Source organism: Streptomyces sp. MP131-18 (assembly GCF_001984575.1).
Classification (GTDB): Bacteria; Actinomycetota; Actinomycetes; order Streptomycetales; family Streptomycetaceae; genus Streptomyces; species Streptomyces johnsoniae.
On record NZ_LZNS01000001.1, the window covers coordinates 7,209,502 to 7,227,700 of the forward strand.

Annotated in this window: 19 protein-coding genes and 5 tRNA genes; 16 read left to right on the forward strand and 8 right to left on the reverse strand. The window is 74.2% G+C overall.

Annotated features, from left to right (window positions below; genetic code table 11):
- The first annotated feature begins 211 nt into the window (after positions 1-211).
- The 8 genes from STBA_RS32025 to STBA_RS32060 all read left to right on the forward strand — a co-directional run bounded on the left by STBA_RS32025 (position 212) and on the right by STBA_RS32060 (position 9,906).
- The gene (locus STBA_RS32025; RefSeq protein ID WP_077062519.1) at positions 212-1,267 is read left to right on the forward strand and encodes an ATP-binding cassette domain-containing protein; all 1,056 of its coding nucleotides are present in this window, start codon (positions 212-214) and stop codon (positions 1,265-1,267) included.
- Positions 1,267-1,938: a methionine ABC transporter permease gene (locus STBA_RS32030; protein ID WP_077062520.1), complete on the forward strand. Its 672-nt coding sequence runs from the start codon at positions 1,267-1,269 to the stop codon at positions 1,936-1,938. The genes STBA_RS32025 and STBA_RS32030 overlap by 1 nt, the downstream gene beginning before the upstream one ends.
- Before the next feature lie 83 nt (positions 1,939-2,021).
- On the forward strand, positions 2,022-2,906 hold the full coding sequence (locus STBA_RS32035; RefSeq protein ID WP_077062521.1) for a MetQ/NlpA family ABC transporter substrate-binding protein: 885 nt from the start codon (positions 2,022-2,024) through the stop codon (positions 2,904-2,906).
- 105 nt (positions 2,907-3,011) lie between these two features.
- Positions 3,012-3,623, forward strand: a complete 612-nt coding sequence (locus STBA_RS32040; RefSeq protein ID WP_079252268.1) for a GNAT family N-acetyltransferase — start codon at positions 3,012-3,014, stop codon at positions 3,621-3,623.
- 47 nt (positions 3,624-3,670) lie between these two features.
- The gene (cbiE, locus tag STBA_RS32045) at positions 3,671-4,918 is read left to right on the forward strand and encodes a precorrin-6y C5,15-methyltransferase (decarboxylating) subunit CbiE (RefSeq protein ID WP_077062523.1); all 1,248 of its coding nucleotides are present in this window, start codon (positions 3,671-3,673) and stop codon (positions 4,916-4,918) included.
- Positions 4,919-5,075: 157 nt separating this feature from the next.
- The gene (gene cobT / locus STBA_RS32050; protein ID WP_077062524.1) at positions 5,076-7,826 is read left to right on the forward strand and encodes a nicotinate-nucleotide--dimethylbenzimidazole phosphoribosyltransferase; all 2,751 of its coding nucleotides are present in this window, start codon (positions 5,076-5,078) and stop codon (positions 7,824-7,826) included.
- Positions 7,827-7,894: 68 nt separating this feature from the next.
- A complete protein-coding gene (gene cobA / locus STBA_RS32055; RefSeq protein WP_077062525.1) occupies positions 7,895-9,100 on the forward strand; it encodes a uroporphyrinogen-III C-methyltransferase in 1,206 nt (401 codons plus the stop codon).
- On the forward strand, positions 9,097-9,906 hold the full coding sequence (locus STBA_RS32060; protein ID WP_077062526.1) for an RNA methyltransferase: 810 nt from the start codon (positions 9,097-9,099) through the stop codon (positions 9,904-9,906). The genes cobA and STBA_RS32060 overlap by 4 nt, the downstream gene beginning before the upstream one ends.
- A 13-nt stretch (positions 9,907-9,919) precedes the next feature.
- Here STBA_RS32060 and STBA_RS32065 read toward each other — a convergent pair whose 3' ends face one another.
- Positions 9,920-11,005, reverse strand: coding sequence for a serine/threonine-protein kinase (locus STBA_RS32065; protein WP_077062527.1), 1,086 nt, complete (start codon positions 11,003-11,005; stop codon positions 9,920-9,922).
- A 320-nt stretch (positions 11,006-11,325) separates the two neighbouring features.
- On the opposite strand from STBA_RS32065, the gene STBA_RS38145 reads away from it, so the two are divergent.
- On the forward strand, positions 11,326-11,493 hold the full coding sequence (locus STBA_RS38145) for a hypothetical protein (RefSeq protein ID WP_171987833.1): 168 nt from the start codon (positions 11,326-11,328) through the stop codon (positions 11,491-11,493).
- A 163-nt stretch (positions 11,494-11,656) separates the two neighbouring features.
- Here STBA_RS38145 and STBA_RS32070 read toward each other — a convergent pair.
- From STBA_RS32070 to STBA_RS32085, 4 genes are all read right to left on the reverse strand, one after another.
- Positions 11,657-11,728: transfer RNA gene (locus STBA_RS32070), tRNA-Val, on the reverse strand.
- A gap of 43 nt (positions 11,729-11,771) precedes the next feature.
- Positions 11,772-11,843: transfer RNA gene (locus tag STBA_RS32075), tRNA-Val, on the reverse strand.
- Between the two features lies 1 nt (position 11,844).
- Positions 11,845-11,915, reverse strand: a tRNA-Cys gene (locus STBA_RS32080).
- A 22-nt stretch (positions 11,916-11,937) separates the two neighbouring features.
- Positions 11,938-12,010: transfer RNA gene (locus STBA_RS32085), tRNA-Gly, on the reverse strand.
- A gap of 143 nt (positions 12,011-12,153) precedes the next feature.
- Here STBA_RS32085 and STBA_RS32090 point away from each other — a divergent pair.
- The 3 genes from STBA_RS32090 to STBA_RS32100 all read left to right on the forward strand — a co-directional run bounded on the left by STBA_RS32090 (position 12,154) and on the right by STBA_RS32100 (position 14,873).
- Positions 12,154-13,242, forward strand: a complete 1,089-nt coding sequence (locus STBA_RS32090; protein WP_077063756.1) for a chorismate-binding protein — start codon at positions 12,154-12,156, stop codon at positions 13,240-13,242.
- A complete protein-coding gene (locus STBA_RS32095) occupies positions 13,217-14,041 on the forward strand; it encodes an aminodeoxychorismate lyase (RefSeq protein WP_077062528.1) in 825 nt (274 codons plus the stop codon). The genes STBA_RS32090 and STBA_RS32095 overlap by 26 nt, the downstream gene beginning before the upstream one ends.
- An 85-nt stretch (positions 14,042-14,126) precedes the next feature.
- Complete coding sequence (locus tag STBA_RS32100) at positions 14,127-14,873, forward strand: GNAT family N-acetyltransferase (RefSeq protein WP_077062529.1); 747 nt, start codon at positions 14,127-14,129, stop codon at positions 14,871-14,873.
- On the opposite strand, the gene STBA_RS32105 is transcribed toward STBA_RS32100, so the two are convergent.
- On the reverse strand, positions 14,831-15,373 hold the full coding sequence (locus tag STBA_RS32105; protein WP_077062530.1) for a DsbA family protein: 543 nt from the start codon (positions 15,371-15,373) through the stop codon (positions 14,831-14,833). The genes STBA_RS32100 and STBA_RS32105 overlap by 43 nt on opposite strands.
- 106 nt (positions 15,374-15,479) lie before the next feature.
- On the opposite strand from STBA_RS32105, the gene STBA_RS32110 reads away from it, so the two are divergent.
- On the forward strand, positions 15,480-15,884 hold the full coding sequence (locus STBA_RS32110) for a hypothetical protein (protein WP_077062531.1): 405 nt from the start codon (positions 15,480-15,482) through the stop codon (positions 15,882-15,884).
- Positions 15,885-16,000: 116 nt separating this feature from the next.
- Complete coding sequence (locus STBA_RS32115; protein ID WP_077062532.1) at positions 16,001-16,198, forward strand: hypothetical protein; 198 nt, start codon at positions 16,001-16,003, stop codon at positions 16,196-16,198.
- A gap of 17 nt (positions 16,199-16,215) precedes the next feature.
- On the opposite strand, the gene STBA_RS32120 is transcribed toward STBA_RS32115, so the two are convergent.
- Positions 16,216-16,779 (reverse strand): CGNR zinc finger domain-containing protein, encoded by a 564-nt coding sequence (locus STBA_RS32120; protein WP_077062533.1) that lies wholly within the window; start codon positions 16,777-16,779, stop codon positions 16,216-16,218.
- A gap of 165 nt (positions 16,780-16,944) precedes the next feature.
- On the reverse strand, positions 16,945-17,358 hold the full coding sequence (locus STBA_RS32125; protein ID WP_003959770.1) for an SsgA family sporulation/cell division regulator: 414 nt from the start codon (positions 17,356-17,358) through the stop codon (positions 16,945-16,947).
- A gap of 161 nt (positions 17,359-17,519) precedes the next feature.
- Here STBA_RS32125 and STBA_RS32130 point away from each other — a divergent pair, with 161 nt between their 5' ends.
- Both STBA_RS32130 and STBA_RS32135 read left to right on the forward strand, forming a co-directional pair.
- Positions 17,520-17,987 carry an SRPBCC family protein gene (locus tag STBA_RS32130; protein ID WP_077062534.1) on the forward strand — a complete coding sequence of 156 codons (468 nt, stop codon included), beginning with the start codon at positions 17,520-17,522 and terminating at the stop codon, positions 17,985-17,987.
- A gap of 43 nt (positions 17,988-18,030) precedes the next feature.
- A tRNA-Val gene (locus STBA_RS32135) sits at positions 18,031-18,102 on the forward strand.
- Positions 18,103-18,199 lie beyond the last annotated feature (97 nt).

Here is an 18,199-nt window from a genome sequence, read left to right on the forward strand (position 1 = left end):
CCCGGTGTCGGCTGTCGCTGTTGCCGTCGAATGCGCGACATCTGAGGGCCCTCGCCCGAGCAGCCTCGCGCCCCGAAGCGATTCTTGAGCCGCGGTCCACGACGGCCCGCGCGCCGCGCTCCTCACCCGTTCGTGCCACGCCATGACGTGCCCCGTGCCGCGGTGGCGCCCATCCCCGCGCCGCCGGGCACCCGACAGTGACGGAAACTCAGTGATCACCACCACGGGCCTCACCAAGGTCTACCGCTCGCGCGGCCGCGAGGTCACGGCGCTCGACGGCGTCGGCATCCACGTCGAGCCCGGCGAGGTCTACGGAGTCATCGGCCGCAGCGGCGCGGGCAAATCCACGCTGATCCGCTGTATCAACCTGCTGGAACGCCCCACCTCAGGCACCGTGACCGTGGACGGACAGGACCTCACCGCCCTGGCCGGCCGCGGCAGCCGCGCCGCCCGCCCGCTGCGGCTGGCCCGCGGCGGCATCGGCATGATCTTCCAGCACTTCAACCTGCTCTCCTCGCGCACCGTGCAGGGCAACGTGGAACTCCCGCTGGAGATCCTCGGCCTCGGCCGCCGCGAACGGGCCCGCAAGGCCCTCGACCTGCTCGACCTCGTCGGCCTCGCCGACCACGCCCGCGCCTACCCCTCCCGCCTCTCCGGCGGCCAGAAGCAGCGCGTCGGCATCGCCCGCGCCCTGGCGGGCGACCCGAAGGTCCTGCTCTCGGACGAGGCGACCTCCGCCCTCGACCCCGAGACCACCCGCTCGGTGCTTCGGCTGCTGCGCGACCTCAACCGGCAGCTCGGCCTCACCGTTCTGCTGATCACCCACGAGATGGACGTGGTCAAGTCCGTGTGCGACTCGGCCGCGCTGATGGAGAAGGGACGCATCGTCGAGTCCGGCGTCGTCTCGGACCTGCTGGCCACCCCGGGCTCGCGGCTGGCCCGCGAGCTGTTCCCCGTCGGCGGCGGCGCCTCCGGCGCGGACCGCACGGTCGTCGACATCACCTTCCACGGCGAGAGCGCCGACCGCCCGGTCATCTCCCGGCTCTCCCGCACGCACGACGTCGACGTCTCCATCCTGGGCGCCGCCATGGACACCGCCGGCGGCCGCCAGGTGGGCCGCATGCGCATCGAGCTGCCGGGCCGCCCCGAGGAGAACGACGCGGCCATCGGCTTCCTGCGCGAGCAGGGGCTCACCGTCGAGCTGCCCGGCCAGGGAACGCCTGGACCGGTCGCGGTGGAGCGGGAACTCACGGAGGAGGGCGCCTGATGACCTGGGACGAGATGCAGCCGCTGCTGGAGCAGGGCACGATCGACACGCTGTACATGGTCGGGTGGTCGACGTTCTACGCCATCCTCGGCGGCCTGCCCATCGGCGTGCTGCTCGTTCTCACCGACCGCGGCGGCCCGTTGGCCAACGTGATCGTCAACAAGGTCCTCGGCGTCGTCGTGAACATCGGCCGTTCGCTGCCGTTCATCATCATGATGGTCGCGCTGATCCCGTTCACCCGCTTCGTCGTGGGGACCGCCGTCGGCCCGACGGCCGCGGTGGTGCCGCTGGCCATCGGCGCCATCCCGTTCTTCGCCCGGCTGGTGGAGACCGCCGTCCGCGAGGTGGACCACGGCCTGGTCGAGGCGGCCTGGGCCATGGGCGGCGGCACCTGGACGGTCGTGCTGAAGGTCCTGCTGCCCCAGGCCCTGCCGTCCCTGATCGCCGGCCTCACCACCACCGTCATCGCCGTCATCGGCTACTCGGCGATGGCCGGCGCGGTCGGCGGCGGCGGGCTCGGCACCCTGGCCCTCACCTACGGATACCAGCGCTTCGAGGACACCTTCATGATCGTCACCGTCGCCGTGCTCATCGTCATAGTGACCGCCGTCCAACTGCTCGGCGACCTCGCCGTGCGGCTGATCCGCCGCCGCGAACGCGCCGCCGGCTGAGCCGTCCCCGACCTTCCGCAGGCCCGGCCGGTAGGCCGGGCCACCAGAAGCACCCCGCACCATCAGAACGAAAGGCACTTTTCGTGCGTACTTCCCTGAAGACAGGAACCCTCCTCGCGGCCACCGCCGCCCTCACCCTCTCCCTGGCCGCCTGCGGCACCGACTCCGACCCGGACACCGGCGGCAACGGCGGCGCTGACGGCGAAGCAGGCGAAGGACAGGAAACGCCCACCGGACCGCTGAGCGTCGCCGCCAACCCCGTCCCGCACGCCGCCGTTCTCACGTTCGTCGAGGAGAACCTGGCCGAGGAGGCCGGCCTGGAGCTGGACATCCGCGAGTTCACGGACTACGTCCTGCCCAACACCGCCGTGGACAGCGGCGAGGTGGACGCCAACTACTTCCAGCACCAGCCCTACCTGGACGACTTCAACGAGAACCAGGGCACCGACATCGTCCCCGTCGTCAACGTCCACCTCGAACCGCTCGGCCTGTACTCCAACGCGCTCGACAGCGCCGACGCGCTCGCCGAGGGCGACACCGTGGCCATCCCCAACGACGCCACCAACGCGGGCCGCGCCCTGAAGCTGCTGGCCGACAACGGCGTCATCGAACTGGCCGAGGACGCCGGTGCCGAGGCAACCGTCGGCGACATCACCGACGACCGCGGCCTGTCGTTCGAGGAGCTGGAGGCCGCGACGCTGCCCCGCGCCCTGGAGGACTTCGACGCCGCCGTCATCAACGGCAACTACGCCATCGAGGCCGACCTCTCGCCCGTCGACGACTCCCTCCTGCTGGAAGCGGCCGAGAACAACCCGTACGCCAACTTCCTCGCCGTCAAGGCGGGCAACGAGGAGGACCCGCGCGTCAGGACCCTCGCCGAGCTCCTCAACTCCGCCGAGGTCGAGCAGTTCATCGAGGACACCTACGACGGCGCCGTCGTTCCCGCCTTCGGCGCACCCGCCTCCTGACCCGCGCCACCACCACCGGGCCCCGGTCGTCCGCCGGGGCCCGGCGCCATGCCCGGACCATCCGTATTGCATGCTGTCATCTCAGACTTGAGCAGGGAGCGGCGCATGACATCCACCTTCCCCGACATCACCATCAGCACGGACCGGCTCGTGCTGCGCCCGTACGAGGAAGCGGACATCCCCGAGCTCACCGCGATGATGAACGACGAGCTCACCGCCGCCTGGACCTCCGTTCCCGCCCCGTACACCACGCTGGAGGCGCGCGACTGGATTCACCGCCGCGCCCCCAGGGAACGCACCGGGGGCCAGGGCATCGTGCTGGCCGTCACCGAGATCCTCACCCACCGCCTGGTCGGCGGCATCCACCTGATGAGCACCAACTGGCGCACCCTGGCCACCGAGGTCGGTTACGTCGTGGCACCCTGGGCCAGGGGCGAGGGCTACGCCGCCGAATCCGTGCTGGCCATCGCGCAGTGGCTGTTCCGCGACCAGAAGTTCGAACGGCTGGAACTGCGCACCGCCGCGGGGAACACCGCCTCCCAGCAGGTGGCCCAGAAGATCGGCTGCGTCAGCGAGGGCATCCTCCGCAACGCCTCCATAGTCCGGTCCAGAACCGAGGACGGCGGCTGGACCGACATCCGCACCGATCTCATCGTCTGGGGCCTGCTGCCCGAGGACCTGGAGGACGCCCCGGAGGCCGACTACCGCGCAGGGTAGGCTTGCCGCCGTCCCCGACCTGCGACGAGCCCAGGAGCGCCCCGACCATGGCCGACCGCGTCACCGTGATCGGATGGGACGGCTCCCCGCTGGACCCGCCCGCCCGGGCGGCCCTCCAGGCGGCCACCCTCGTGGCCGGTGCCCCGCGGCACCTGGCCCTCCCCGAAGTCCCCGCACACGCCGAGCGTGTGCAGCTCGGCAGCGTCCCGCTCGCCGCCCGCCGCATTGCGGCCCACCGCGGCACCGCCGTCGTGCTCGCCGACGGCGACCCCGGCTTCTTCGGCGTGGTCCGCGCCCTGCGCGACCCCGAGCACGGCCTCGAAGTGGAGGTCGTACCCGCCGTGTCGGCCGTCGCCGCCGCCTTCGCCCGCGCCGGGATGCCGTGGGACGACGCGCGCATCGTCGTCGCAAACCGCCGCACCCTGCGCCGCGCCGTCAACGTGTGCCGGGCCCACCCCAAGGTCGCCGTGCTCACCTCGCCCGGCGCGGGCCCCACCGAGATCGCGCTGCTGCTCGGCCAGGTGCACCGCACGTTCGTCATCTGCGAGTCGCTCGGCACCGACCGCGAACGCGTCTCCGTTCTCACCTCCGACACCGTCTCGCAGCACCGCTGGACCGACCCCAACCTGGTCATCGTGATCGGCGGCGGCAGCACCTCCCAGCCGGGCGGCAGCAGTTGGCTGGCCGGCCTCGATCCGGGCGGCGCCGACCAGCCGCGCGGCTTCGGCCTCGCCGCCGTCGCGTACGACCCCGGGGGGCAGGAGGCCGACCCGGACGCCGGACAGGAGCCGGGCCGCGGCCGGCGGCTGCGCGCCCTGCAACTGGCCGCCCTGGGCCCCGGCGTGGGCGACCTGATGTGGGACGTCGGCACGGGGAACGGACTCGCCGCAGTCGAGGCCGCCCGGCTCGGCTCGGCGGTGATCGCCGTCGACCGCGACGCGCGGGCGTGCGCCCTGGCCGAGGCGACCGCGCGCCGCCTCGGCGTGCAACTTCACACGGTGCACGGCGTCGCCCCGCAGGCGCTGGAGGACCTGCCGGAGCCCGACGTCATCCGGATCGGCGGCGGCGGCCCGCGGACCCTCGTCGCCTGCGCCGACCGCAGGGCGCAGCGCCTCGTCACGCACGCCATGACGCGGGATCAGGCGGAAGCCGCCGGCCGGGTCCTCGCGGGCGCGGGGTACGACGTCGAATGCACCCTGCTGCAATCCGTCGAACTGGAGACCAGTACCTGGTCGGAACGCGGTCGCACGGTCGTGTTCCTGCTGGTGGGCCGCCGGTTGCCGGCTCCCCGGTGACAAATGCGGATCATCCGGGGCCACTCGCGCACCCGTGAACAGGACCGGGTGTCATCCCGGGTAGGCTGATTGACCGTTGTGCCGTCAGCTGGACGTGATGATTCGTCCGTCAATGTCCGGGGTTGGAAGGAGCACGTGCGATGGGCGAGGTGGACGCATGACGGACGCCGGCCGGATTCCGGAGGAGGGACAGCCGGAGCTCGCGGGAGCGCAGCCGGACCAGCCGGTGCCGCCGGGTGTGCCGGTCCCTGCCGCCTACCCGTTCCCCGCCCCGCCGGACGAGGCCGGCGACGGTGACGAGGAGGAGCTGCTGATGCCCGGTGCGAACGGTGCCTGGGGCGAGGCCGCGGTCGCGCCGCGGCAGGCCGCCGGCGTTGCGCAGCCGCAGGACCAGCCGGGGCACCCCCTGCCCCTCACGCACCGCCCCGCGCCGCTCGCGCCGCGCGGCCCGCACCCGACCGAGCCGGAGTACCTGGACGTGCCCGCGGCCGTTCCCGCCCCGGCGCCGCAGGCCGTTCCCGAGCCGCCCCACCCCGTCGCCGCCGCGGCTCCCGCGCCGCCGGCCGCCCCCGTGGCCAAGGCCCCGGGACCGCTGCCCACACCGCCCGGCGCCTGGGAGCCGGTGCCGCCGCAGGCCGCCGCGCCGCAGGCCCCGGCCGCGGAGCCGGAGCCGGAGCCGGGTCCCGAGCCGGAACCCCGGCCGGAAGCCGTGCCCGAACCCGAGGCCGTGTCCGAGCCCGTGTCCGAGCCCGTGTCCGAGGCCGCGAACGATGCCGTGTCCGAGCCCGTGACCGAAGCGGCCACCGAGCCCGCGACCGAGGCGGTGCGGGAGGCGGAGCCGGCCGCGCCCGCGGCCCGGCCGGAGCCCGACCCCGTCCCTGTCCCCGTCCCCGAGGCGCAGGCCGCCGCCCCTCAGGAGCCGGCCGGGGCCGAGGCCCGGGACGAGTCGCAGGAGCAGTCCGAGCAGCCGGCCGCGCCCGCCGGGCCTGCCGTGCCCGCCGTGCCGGGTCCCCGCACCGCGCCGGGGCCGGTGCCCGCCGTCGCGGGGCCGGCCGTACTCCAGCCGCAGCCCCGGCCCGCGGCCGCCGAGGAACCGGCCGCCGAGGCGTCGGCCGCGGAGCTGGCGGCGCCCCCCGCCGCACCGGAGGCACCGCAACAGCAGGAGCCGCCCCGCCCGCCCGCGCCCGGCTACCCCGAGCCGGAGCGCGACACCGTGCACCGGCTGATGCGCGAGCGCCGGGACATCCGCAACGGCTTCCGCCCCGACCCCATCCCGCACGACGTGTTGCTGCGGGTCCTGGAAGCCGCGCACACCGCACCGAGCGTGGGCCTGTCCCAGCCCTGGGACTTCGTCATCATCCGCTCGCCCGAGACCCGTACGGCCGTTCAGGAGCTGGCCGTCCGGCAGCGTCAGGCGTACGCCAAGTCCCTGCCCAAGGGCCGAGCCAAGCAGTTCAAGGAGCTGAAGGTCGAGGCCATCCTCGACACCCCCGTCAACATCGTGGTCACCGCCGACCCCACCCGCGGCGGCCGGCACACTCTCGGGCGGCTCAGCCAGCCGCAGATGGCCCCGTACTCCTCCGCCCTCGCCGTGGAGAACCTGTGGCTCGCCGCCCGCGCCGAGGGTCTGGGCGTCGGCTGGGTCAGCTTCTTCGACGAACGGGAGCTGGTCCGCGCCCTCGACCTGCCCGAGCACCTGGAGATCGTCGCCTACCTGTGCGTCGGGTACGTCGACGAGTTCCCCGGCGAGCCGGAGCTGTCGCAGCACGGCTGGTCCCAGCGCCGCCCGCTGTCCTGGGTCGTGCACGACGAGGCGTACGGCCGCCGCGCGCTGCCGGGCGCCGAGCCGCACGACCTGCTGAGCGAGACCCTGGCCGAGATCCGCCCGCTGGACGCCCAGGCCCTCGGCGAGGCCTGGGAGCGGCAGAAGCGGATGACGAAGCCCGCCGGTGCCCTCGGTGCCCTGGAAGTCATCTCCGCCCAGCTCTGCGGGCTTTCGCGCAGCTGCCCGCCGCCGGTGCCCGAGCCGGCGGCCGTCGCCGTGTTCGCCGGGGACCACGGGGTGCACGCCCAGGGCGTCACTCCCTGGGCGCAGGAGGTCACCACGCAGATGGTGGCCAACTTCCTGGCCGGGGGAGCGGTGTGCAACGCGTTCGCCGCCCAGGTCGGCGCAGAGGTGTGCGTGATCGACGTCGGGGTCAGGTCCGAACTGCCGGCCACCCAGGGGCTGCTGCCGCGCAAGGTCAGGGCGGGCACCGGCGACATCACCGCGGGCCCCGCGATGACCCGCGAAGAGGCGCTGCGGGCCGTCGAGGTGGGCATCGAGACCGCCCGCGACCTCGTGGCCGCAGGCAACCGCGCCCTGCTCACCGGCGAGATGGGCGTCGCCAACACCACCGTCTCCGCCGCCCTCGTGGCCGTCTTCACCGACGCCGACCCCGCCGAGGTCACCGGCCGCGGCACCGGCATCGACGACGAGACGCACGCCAGAAAAGTCGACGTGGTCCGCCGCGCCCTGCACCGGCACGAGCCGGAGGCCACCGACCCGCTCGGCGTGCTGGCGGCCGTCGGCGGACTCGAACACGCCGCGCTCACCGGGCTGATCCTCGGCGGCGCCTCGCTGCGGGTGCCGGTGATCCTCGACGGGGTCACCGCGGGGGCGGCGGCCCTGGCCGCGCGCGCCATCGCCCCGGAGGCCGTGTCCGTGTGCATCGCGGGGCACCGCAGCGCCGAGCCCGGGCACCTGGCCGCGCTCACCGCGCTCGGCCTGCGCCCGCTGGTCGACCTGGATCTGCGGCTCGGCGAGGGCACCGGTGCGCTGCTCGCCCTGCCCGTCGTGCAGAGCGCGGCCCGGGCGGTGCGGGAGGTGGCCACCTTCGACTCGGCCGGGGTGACGGACAAGAATTAGGGTGAGGGCGGCCGGTCCCCGGGGCGGCCGCCCAACCGTTCCGCCCGCGCGAGGAGCCCGCACCACCCATGCCAGAGAACCCCGCCTATCCCCTCGGCCTGCGCCTGACCGGCCGCCGTGTCCTCGTGCTCGGCGGCGGAACGGTGGCGCAGCGCCGCCTGCCCGCGCTGCTCGCCGCGGGCGCCGACGTGCTGCTGGTCGCGCCCGCGGTCACCCCTTCCGTCCAGGCCATGGCCGACGCGGGCGAACTGGCCTGGGAGGCCAGGGGATACCGGCCAGGTGACGTCGAAGGCGCCTGGTACGTGCTGATCGCCACCGACGACCCGCGCGTCAACGCCGCGGCCTCGGCCGAGGCGGAGGAACGGCGCGTGTGGTGCGTCCGCAGCGACGACGCCGGGGCGGCGACCGCATGGACGCCCGCCACCGGCCGTGGCGACGGCGTCACGGTGGCCGTGCTCACCGGCCGCGACCCGCGCCGTTCCGCCGCCGTCCGCGACGCCGTGGTCGAAGGGCTGCGCGACGGCACGCTGACCGCGCCGCGCCACCGCGGGCGCACGCCGGGCGTCGCCCTGGTCGGCGGCGGGCCAGGCGATCCGGACCTCATCACGGTGCGGGGCCGGCGGCTGCTCGCCGAGGCGGACGTCGTCATCGCCGACCGGCTCGGCCCCCGCGACCTGCTGGACGAACTCCCGCCGCACGTCGAGGTCATCGACGCCGCCAAGATCCCGTACGGCCGCGGCATGGCCCAGCAGGCCATCAACGAGGCGCTGGTCGCGCACGCCAGGGCCGGCAAGTTCGTGGTGCGGCTGAAGGGCGGCGACCCCTTCGTATTCGGCCGCGGCAAGGAGGAGGCGGAGGCGCTGGCGGCGGCCGGCATCCCGGTGACGGTGGTGCCCGGCGTCACCAGCGCCATCAGCGTGCCCTCCGCCGTGGGTGTCCCGGTGACCCACCGCGGCGTGGCGCACGAGTTCACCGTGGTCAGCGGGCACGTCGCGCCCGACGACCCCCGTTCCCTCGTCGACTGGGCGGCGCTGGCCGCGCTGCGCGGCACGCTCGTGCTGCTGATGGCGGTGGAACACATGCCGGACATCGCCGAGGCCCTGATCCGCCACGGCAGACCCGCCGCGACGCCGGTCGCCGTCGTTCAGGAGGGCACCACGGCGGCGCAGCGCCGCGTCGACGCCACGCTCGGCACGGTCGCCTCCCGGATCGCCGAGGAGGGCGTCCGCCCGCCCGCCGTCGTGGTGGTGGGTGACGTGGTGACCGTCGGGTGAGCAGCCCCGTCCGGATCACCGACCCCGGCGACCCCCGCCTCGGCGACTACACCGGCCTGACCGACGTGGCGCTGCGCCGGAGGCGCGAGCCGGCCGAGGGCTTGTTCATGGCGGAGGGCGAGAAGGTGATCCGCCGTGCGCTCGACGCCGGTTACCCGATGCGTTCGATGCTGCTGACCCCGCGGTGGGCCGGGGCGATGGGTGAGCTGGCCGGGGCCGCCGCGGCGCCGGTCTACGTGGTCGAGGAGGAGCTGGCGGAACGCGTCACCGGCTACCACGTGCACCGCGGCGCGCTGGCCGCGATGGAGCGCGTTCCGCTGCCGGAGCCGGGTGAACTCCTCGCCCGCGGGCATCGGCTGGCCGTGCTCGAAGCGGTCAACGACCACACCAACATCGGCGCGGTGTTCCGCGGGGCGGCGGCTCTCGGCATGGACGGCGTCCTGCTCTCCCCTGACTGCGCGGACCCGCTCTACCGCCGGTCGGTCAAGGTGTCCATGGGCGCGGTGTTCTCCCTGCCCTACGCCCGCCTGCCGCGTGGGCCGCGGGCGCTGGACGAGGTCCGGGAGGCCGGGTTCCGGCTGCTCGCCCTCACGCCCGACGCGCGCGCCCGCGACATCAGGGCGGTGGCGGCGGAGCAGGCCGGCGGCCGGGTCGCGCTGATGCTGGGGGCGGAGGGGGCCGGGCTCTCGGCGCGCGCGCTGGCCGCCGCGGACACGTGGGTGCGGATTCCCATGGCGCACGGCGTGGACTCGCTCAACGTGGCCGCCGCCGCTGCCGTGGCGTTCTTCGCGATCACGGCGGCCTGAGCGCGCGGCGGTCCTACAGCGGCCCCTGGCAGCCCTGGGCCGCGGCGATGCCGAGCGCGACCAGCAGGGTCACCGTCACGAAGACGACCAGCCGCTGCCGCAGCAGCCGCCGGTCGAGCCGTCGGCGCGGCCCCGGGACCGGCCGACCCGCGCCGGTGCCCCGCGTGCCCGACCGCGGTGCCGGACGCTCGGACTCCGGCTCGCGCTCCGAGCGGCGCTCCTGCGCGCGCTCCGGGGCGGCAGAGGAGCGCGCCCGCGCCATGGGCCGGGCAACGCCCCTGGCCTCCCTGGCCGCGATCTCCTTCAGCCGCAGCGAGAGCTGGAGGGTACTGGGGCGCTCCTGCGGCGACTTCGCCAGGCACGAGCGCACCAGGGGGGCCAGGGCGGCGGGCACGCCGCGCAGTTGCGGCTCCTCGTGCACGACGCGGTACAGCATGACCTCGGAACTGCCCTGTCCGAACGGCGAGTCGCCGAGCGCCGCGTACGCCAGCGTCGCGCCGAGCGAGAAGACGTCGGAGGCAGGGGTCACCGGCTGGCCGCGCACCTGCTCGGGCGCGAGGAAGCCGGGCGAGCCGACCGCCGTTCCGACGTGCGTGAGGGTGCTGGCCCCGGTGGCCCAGGCGATGCCGAAGTCGATGATGCGCGGGCCCTTGGGCGACAGCAGGATGTTCGACGGCTTGAGGTCGCGGTGGACGACTCCTGCCTCGTGCACGGCGACCAGCCCCTCGGCGAGCGCGGCGCCGATCGCGGCCGTCTCGGCCGCGGAGAGCGAGCCGTGCTCGAGCACCTTGTCGTGCAGCGAGGGACCGGGCACGTACTGGGTGGCGAACCACGGCCGTGTGGCGTCCAGATCGGCGGCGACCAGGCGCGCGGTGCAGCCGCCGCGGATGCGCCGCGCGGCGGAGACCTCCCGCGCGAACCGCGAACGGAACTCCTGGTCCTCCGCGAGGTCCGGCCTGATGACCTTCAGCGCGACCCGCTGCCCGCGCCGGTCGGAGCCGAGGTACACCACGCCCATGCCGCCGGCGCCGAGCCGCCGATGGAGCCGGAACGCGCCGACGACTCGCGGGTCCTCGCGCCGGAGCCGCATCATCGCCATGTCTACCTCGCTGCCCCGTGCTTGTGATGGCCTCAGCTTACGGACTGCGCGGCCCGAGCAGCGATAAGGCCGCGCGCGCAGGCGTTTTCGGCGTCGCGGCACCACCCCTGGGGGAAACCCCCGGCATCCCTGCACGGGTATCCACCCTGGGGAGTAGCCCGGCCACCCCTCTCTCATCCTGCGGGAGGCCCCCAGGTCAGTACGCCGGGCTGACGTCCGGGACGGCGCGCGCACCTAATGTTGTGGTCAAGCGGCGGGCGCAGCACTCGTCCCCCGAGGTCACCCGCCCGCCGCCCCAACGACATGACGGGAGGGGACAGATGGCACGCACAGCGTTGCCGCGGGAGACCAGCAGGGCCGATCGGCGCCATCCGCTGGTGGCCGCGGCGATGGTGCTGCCGTTCGCCCTCGCCCTTGCCGTCGTCATCGGCGGCGTGGAGGCCGTCATGACACAGGCGTCGTCCGTGGCCGGCATGCTGGGGCGCTGAGCGCGCCCCGGGCCCGGGAGAGCGGCCCGGGTCGGGGACACCGGTCTACAGCCCCGTGGGGACGGGGGTGAGGCGGACGGCTATGGGCCCGGGCAGCTGGGGAGCTGCCCGGGTCCCGCGTCAAAGAGGCCGGAGAGCGTGAGCTCTCCGGCCTCTTGTGCGGTGCGCGATACTGGGATTGAACCAGTGACCTCTTCCGTGTCAGGGAAGCGCTCTCCCGCTGAGCTAATCGCGCGGGCCCGCGGCTTGCGCCGCGGGGCGGACCCGTGAAGGCCCCGTGGACGATACTGGGATTGAACCAGTGACCTCTTCCGTGTCAGGGAAGCGCTCTCCCGCTGAGCTAATCGTCCGAGGTGGAGACGGGATTTGAACCCGTGTAGACGGCTTTGCAGGCCGTTGCCTCGCCTCTCGGCCACTCCACCGGATGGGGGCGTGCCCCCTTCGAGCGGACGACGAGATTCGAACTCGCGACCCCCACCTTGGCAAGGTGGTGCTCTACCAACTGAGCTACGTCCGCAGTGTTGTCTCCGCCGCGGCCTCCGGCTTGCGGCGACGTCATGAACCTTAGCGGATTCGTGGGCCAGCTCAAACTCGGTACCGCGCCGGCCACCGGCAAGGCCCCTCGGCCAGGGCTTCAGGGCAGGGCCTAGAATCGCACGCGTGCACGAAGCCGCTCCGATCGTCCGCCTCGGTGGATTTCTGGCCACCGGGCTCTGCGATGTCACGAGCGATCCGCGGGCGCTCGACTCGGCCGGCTGGTGGGCCGTGGTGGCGGGATACGCCGGGGACCTGGTGTGTGCCCGGTTCGCGGACGTCCGCCCGGCGCCGCGCCCGGTCGCCGTGCCCGGCCGCTGGCGCGGTCCCGCGCCGGACGACTGGACCGGTTCCCTGGACGCCGCCGCCTATCGGGCCGCCGTGCTGCGCATCCGCGAGCACATCGCGGCCGGGGACGTCTACCAGGCGAACCTGTGCCGTGTGCTCTCCGCGCCTGTTCCCCCGGAGGCCGATGCCGACGCGCTGACCGCGCTGCTCGTGCGCCGCGACCCGGCCAGGTTCGCGGGCACCGTGCGGCTGCCCGCCCACGGCGTGGAGATCGCCACCGCGTCGCCCGAGCTGTTCCTGCGCCGCGCGGGCCGCACGGTGGAGTCGGGACCGATCAAGGGCACCGGACGGACCGCCGCCCACCTCGGTGCCAAGGAGCGGGCCGAGAACGTCATGATCGTCGACCTCGTCCGCAACGACCTCGGCACCGTCTGCGTCCCCGGCTCCGTCACCGTTCCCGAGCTGTGCGTCCCCGAGGAGCGCCCGGGGCTGACGCACCTGGTCTCCACCGTCCGCGGCGAGCTGGCCGCGGGAGCCGGCTGGGCCGAGCTGCTGGCCGGCGCCTTCCCGCCCGGCTCGGTGACCGGCGCGCCCAAGTCCAGCGCGCTGCGGATCATCGACGCGCTGGAAACGGCGCCCCGCGGCCCGTACTGCGGCGCGGTCGGCTGGGTGGACGCCGACCGTGGCACCGGCGAACTGGCCGTGGCCATCCGCACGTTCTGGATCGAGCGGACCGACGGCCGCGCGCTGCTGCGCTTCGGCACCGGCGCGGGGATCATCTGGGACTCCGACCCGGCGCGCGAATGGGCGGAGACCGAGCTGAAGGCCGCGGCGCTGATCGGGGTAGCGTCTACGGGAGGGCAGCCGAACGGCAGGGAGCAGGACAGGGAAGGGAGCCACCATGGCGCTGATCTGGCTGGACGGTGAGCTGCGCGACGCCGGCAGCGCACGGGTTTCCGTCTTCGACCACGGACTCACCGTGGGCGACGGGGTGTTCGAGACGCTCAAGACGGAGAACGGCCGGGCGTTCGCGACGACCAGGCACCTGGACCGCCTCGCGGCCTCGGCCGCCGGGCTCGGGCTGCCGGAGCCGGACCGGGCGGAGGTCGAGCGCGCCTGCGCGGCGGTTCTCGACGCCGTGCCGCTCGCTCTCGGCCGCCTGCGCATCACCTACACCGGCGGCCCCGGGCCGCTCGGATCGGCGCGCGGCGACGCCCCGCCGACGCTGGTCGTGGCCCATGCCGAGATGTCCCGCCGCCCGGACACCACGGCCGTGATCACCGTGCCGTGGACCCGCAATGAGCGCGGTGCGCTCGCCGGTCTGAAGACCACCTCCTACGCGGAGAACGTCATCGCCCTCGCACGGGCCCGCCAGGAGGCCGCGTCCGAGGCGCTGTTCGCCAATACGGCGGGCCGGCTGTGCGAGGGCACCGGGACCAATGTGTTCGTCGTCGTCGACGGCGAGCTGCTGACCCCGACGCTGTCCGAGGGCTGCCTGGCCGGCGTCACCCGGGCCCTGGTGGTCGAGTGGACCGGGGCCCGCGAGACCGAGCTGCCGATGGACGCCCTGCGCACCGCGGACGAGGTGTTCCTCACCTCGAGCGCCCGCGACGTGCAGGCCGTGCGCCGGGTCGACGGCCGCGAGCTGCCGGGCGCGCCGGGACCGGTGACGGCCAAGGCCATGCGGGTCTTCCGCGAGCGCGCCGCGGCGGACATCGACCCGTAGCGGCGCGACCCGTCCCGCCCCCGGGGCGGGACGGGCCCGGTGCGCCGTACATCACGTGCGGGCGCACGTGGGTAGGGATGCCCGGGTGACCACCACACTCCGCCCCGCAGGACCAGAGGAGCGGCTGCCCGGCGGCCCCGCAGGATCGGTCCTGTCGTTCGACATACGCGTCAACGGCCGCCGCGTCGGCGGCCTGCGCCTGGTCGTGGCGGCGGAGCCGCCCGGCCGGGCGGGGGAGATCACCGACCTGGAGATCGACGCGGCGGAGCGCCGCCGTGGCCGGGCCACGGTCGCGCTGCTCGCCGCCGAGGAGGTGCTGCGGGCGCGGGGCTGCCGCCGGGTCGCCGCGGCCGTGCCGGCCGGCGCGACGGGCGCCGCCGCGCTCGCGGCGGGTCTCGGGTACACCGAGCGGGCCCGCGTGATGAGCAAGCGGCTGACCGGGCCGCCGCCCGCGCTGCCGCGGGAGTGCGCGGTGCGCCCCGCGGCCGGCGCGGAACGTGCGCGGTGGCAGGCGGAGGGGCCGGGGGAGGAGGCCGAGCTGCACCTGCTGGCCCACCTGGGCACGGATGTCGGCGCGCTGTGGACGTCCGCCGCGGCCGCCGGGCCGCCGCGCGGCGCGGACATGCGCGTCCTGGCCGTGCGGGTGGGCCGGGAGCACCGGCGCCGCGGGCACGGCAGGGCACTGCTGTTCGCGGCCGAGCGCCTGTGCCTGGCCGCCGGCGGGCGGGTGCTCGGCGCCCGCGTGCCCGCGGACGGCGGGGCGGGGCCGCGGCTGTTCGAGGCGCTCGGCTACGGCGTGGACGAGTACCGGCTGTCCAAGCCTCTCTGCTGAGCCAGCAGCGATTCGGCGATCTCCGTGACGCGTGCGAGGAGCCCGTCCTGGCTCGCGCCGCCGTCGAGTCGCTGCCCGTCGATCACGTAGGTGGGAGTGCCGGTCACACCGAGTGCCTGACCCTCGGCGTGGTCGGCGTCGACCATGAGCATGTGCCGCCCGTCGACGAGGGCGGTGTCCACCTCGTCGGTGTCGAGGCCGAGCTCGGCGGCGACCTCGAGCAGCACCGGGGTGCCGCGTTCCTTCAGCTCGGCGGTGCGGGCGAGCAGCGCCGTCCAGAACGCGTCGCCGCTGCCCTGCGCGTACGCCTCCTCGGCCGCCTGGGCGGCGGCCAGCGCGTGCTGGTGCCCGGCGAGCGGGAAGTGGCGGCGCCGGATCTCCAGGGCGGGGCCGAAGCGTTCCGACAGGGTGCGCAGGTCGGATTCGGCGCGGTGGCAGTCGGGGCACTGGAGGTCGCACCACACGTCCAGCACGGCGCTGGGGCCGGTCTTCTCGTTCATATGCACAGTCTTCCATCCGGGCGACCCCGGGGCCTTACCCCGAAAAGACCCTGATCCTCGGCCGGGAGCCATGGCCTTCTGCGGACGGGGGCGGCAGGATGGAAAGATGTTGATTGGCACCGCCTGTACCCTTCTATCCGCCGCGGGCCTGGGCATCGCCTTCCTGGTGGCCCGCCGCCGCCGGTACGCGCTGGCCCTCAGGGCGGCCGCGGTGGCGCTGCTCCCCGTCGGCCTCGCGATGACGGGCGTGGTGCGTTTCGTGGTCAATATGACGTTCAACCCGGTGGCCTGGGCAGGCTTCGGTGTGCTGGCGTGCGCCGTGCTGCTGTTCCTGTCCGGCCGTCTCGCCGAGGGGCGCGGCCGGGACCGGGAGCGGTCGGGCGGCGGTACGCCGGCGGCCGAGCCCGCGGCCGGGTCCCCGCGTTCGCTGCCGAAGTCGGGCCGCCGGCGCGGCGGGGAGGCGGACGACTTCTCCGATATCGAGGCCATTCTGAAGAAGCACGGGATCTGACCACCGCGGCACCTGACCGAGGGGTCCCCAATCCAGCTCGACATTCGCCCCATGTCCGGGCAAATGAGACGTGTTGATCGCGGAGCGCCGTCCCGCTGCGTCATGATCGCCGCGACATGGCGCACACCACGAGGGAGCAGGCTCCCGACTCCGCGAACCGGCCGCTGCCGGCCACCCCCCAGGACCACGCGAGCGCGGCCCAGGAGAGCCGCGGCTGTCTCTTCGCCCTCTCGCAGCCGCCGCTGATGCTTTTCCTGACCGTCATCGGGGCGCTGCTGCTCATCGCGGGGCTGCATGACCAGTTCCTGCTGTGAGGGCCGCCGGGGGCGGCTCAGGCCTCCCGCTGCCTGGCCCGGTACGCGGCCACGTGGAGCCGGTTCCCGCATGTGCGGTTGGAGCAGTAGCGGCGTGAACGGTTGCGCGACAGGTCGACGAACGCGTGCCCGCAGCCCGGCGCCCCGCACCACCGCAGCCGCTCCCGTTCCCCGGCGACCACGATGAACCCGAGCGCCATGCCGCAGTCCGCGGCGAGGTGGTCGGCGACCGAGGCGCCGGGCGCGAAGTAGTGGACGTGCCAGCCGTGGCCGTCGTGGTCGGTCAGCTGCGGCGTCGTGCCCGCGTCCGCCACCAGGGCGTTGACGAGCTCGGCCGCCGCCCGGTCGGAGGGGGCGGCGAAGATATCGGCGAAACGGTCGCGGACCCGGTGCACGGCCCGCAGGTCGTCGGCGCCCAGCTTCTCCACGCGGACGTCGCTGACACCGTGCTCCGCCACGAAGGCGCGCAGGGCGGCCACGTCGGCGAGCGCGTCCCCGGTGTCCCCGGCGTCCGCGGGCCGGGTGTTCAGCAGGTCGACGGTGTGGCCGAGCGCGCACCGGGTGTCGTGATTGATCAGCACCGAGGGCTCCGAGGTCCGCACTGGGCAACGTTGACGTGACTCTAGCCGCTGACGCAGGCGACGGCGCCGCCACGGCCTGGGGCCGCGGCGACGCCGTCAGATGCGCCCGCCGCCGGTTCCGCGCCGTCGCCCCGAGTCAGACGGCGCGAAGAACCGGCGGGTCTGTCAGCTCTCCGCCAGGATGTGCGAGAGCTCCGTATCGAGGTCGAAGTGGCGGTGTTCCGTGCCCGGCGGCACGGCCGCGTCGGTTCGCTTCAGGAATGATTCGAGGGCCCGGGCGGGGGCCTCCAGCAGTGCTTCGCCCTCGGGCGAGCTGAGGGCGATGCAGACGACCCCCTGCCCGTGGCTGCGGGAGGGCCACACCCGGACGTCGCCGGTGCCCGTCGGCCGGTGGAGACCTTCGGCCAGCAGGTCGCGGGCGAATACCCATTCGACGGTTTCTTCGGCTCCGGTGTGAAACGTCGCGTGTACGGCGTAGGGGTCCGCCGTGTCATACCGCAGCCCCGCGGGTACAGGAAGTGAGGACTCGCTCGATACAACGAGGCGCAGGTGCAGCTCGCAGCTGACCGTGGTGTTCATAAGCGCCAGGGCCTTTCGCTCAGTGTGCGCTCGGGGATTCGCACGTCGGCGAAATCGAGATGCCACGTACGCGCCGGTTGTAAACGCCTCTGCCCTAATTGTGGCCTTTAACGTCATTCCAATGGGCGAGTAGCGATATGGGCCATAGCGGGAGGAGCGGGATGACGGACACCAAGAGCTACCGTTTCCGATTTCACGGCGACTGGTCGGTAGCTGCCCCGTCCGCGGCCGTTTATGCCGCTCTGGACCGTCCGGAGGACTATCCGCGGTGGTGGCCCCAGGTCCGGGAGGTGGTCCGCACCGGGCCCGACACCGGTACGTGCCGGTTCAGGTCCTTCCTCCCCTTCGCCCTGCGCGTGACGGTCGTCGCCACCACGCGCGACCCGCGGGCCGGGGTGCTGGAGATCGCGCTGGGCGGCGACCTGGCGGGCCGGCTGCGCTGGACGCTCACCCGGTGGGACGGCGGCACGTGCGCGCACTACGACCAGGAGACCGAGCTGCGCAAACCGTTCCTCCGGCACCTCGCCCGGCCCGCGCGGCCCGTCTTAACCGCCAACCACATGGCCATGATGCGGGCCGGACAGCGGGGTCTGCGGGCCTGGTTGGGAGTTCATTTGGATGAGCAGTGATCCGCCCTGTATGGTTCTTCCCGTGCCGCAGGGCACGAGCCCAGGGCGATTAGCTCAGCGGGAGAGCGCTTCGTTCACACCGAAGAGGTCACTGGTTCGATCCCAGTATCGCCCACCCCTGGATGGCCGGTCCGCATCAGCGGACCGGCCTTCTGCGTGTGGCCCGCCGCTCGTTGCCGCGGCGCGGCGGGTGGCGCGCGGTCGGTACGATG

What these genes read in the sequence shown, in the direction of transcription:
- STBA_RS32030 (WP_077062520.1), top strand. Translation starts at nt 1,267, where the DNA reads ATGACCTGGGACGAGATGCAGCCGCTGCTGGAGCAGGGCACGATCGAC.
- STBA_RS32040 (WP_079252268.1), top strand. Translation starts at nt 3,012, where the DNA reads ATGACATCCACCTTCCCCGACATCACCATCAGCACGGACCGGCTCGTG.
- cbiE (WP_077062523.1), top strand. Translation starts at nt 3,671, where the DNA reads ATGGCCGACCGCGTCACCGTGATCGGATGGGACGGCTCCCCGCTGGAC.
- cobT (WP_077062524.1), top strand. Translation starts at nt 5,076, where the DNA reads ATGACGGACGCCGGCCGGATTCCGGAGGAGGGACAGCCGGAGCTCGCG.
- cobA (WP_077062525.1), top strand. Translation starts at nt 7,895, where the DNA reads ATGCCAGAGAACCCCGCCTATCCCCTCGGCCTGCGCCTGACCGGCCGC.
- STBA_RS32065 (WP_077062527.1), bottom strand. Translation starts at nt 11,005, where the DNA reads ATGGCGATGATGCGGCTCCGGCGCGAGGACCCGCGAGTCGTCGGCGCG.
- STBA_RS38145 (WP_171987833.1), top strand. Translation starts at nt 11,326, where the DNA reads ATGGCACGCACAGCGTTGCCGCGGGAGACCAGCAGGGCCGATCGGCGC.
- STBA_RS32095 (WP_077062528.1), top strand. Translation starts at nt 13,217, where the DNA reads ATGGCGCTGATCTGGCTGGACGGTGAGCTGCGCGACGCCGGCAGCGCA.
- STBA_RS32105 (WP_077062530.1), bottom strand. Translation starts at nt 15,373, where the DNA reads ATGAACGAGAAGACCGGCCCCAGCGCCGTGCTGGACGTGTGGTGCGAC.
- STBA_RS32110 (WP_077062531.1), top strand. Translation starts at nt 15,480, where the DNA reads ATGTTGATTGGCACCGCCTGTACCCTTCTATCCGCCGCGGGCCTGGGC.
- STBA_RS32115 (WP_077062532.1), top strand. Translation starts at nt 16,001, where the DNA reads ATGGCGCACACCACGAGGGAGCAGGCTCCCGACTCCGCGAACCGGCCG.
- STBA_RS32125 (WP_003959770.1), bottom strand. Translation starts at nt 17,358, where the DNA reads ATGAACACCACGGTCAGCTGCGAGCTGCACCTGCGCCTCGTTGTATCG.
- STBA_RS32130 (WP_077062534.1), top strand. Translation starts at nt 17,520, where the DNA reads ATGACGGACACCAAGAGCTACCGTTTCCGATTTCACGGCGACTGGTCG.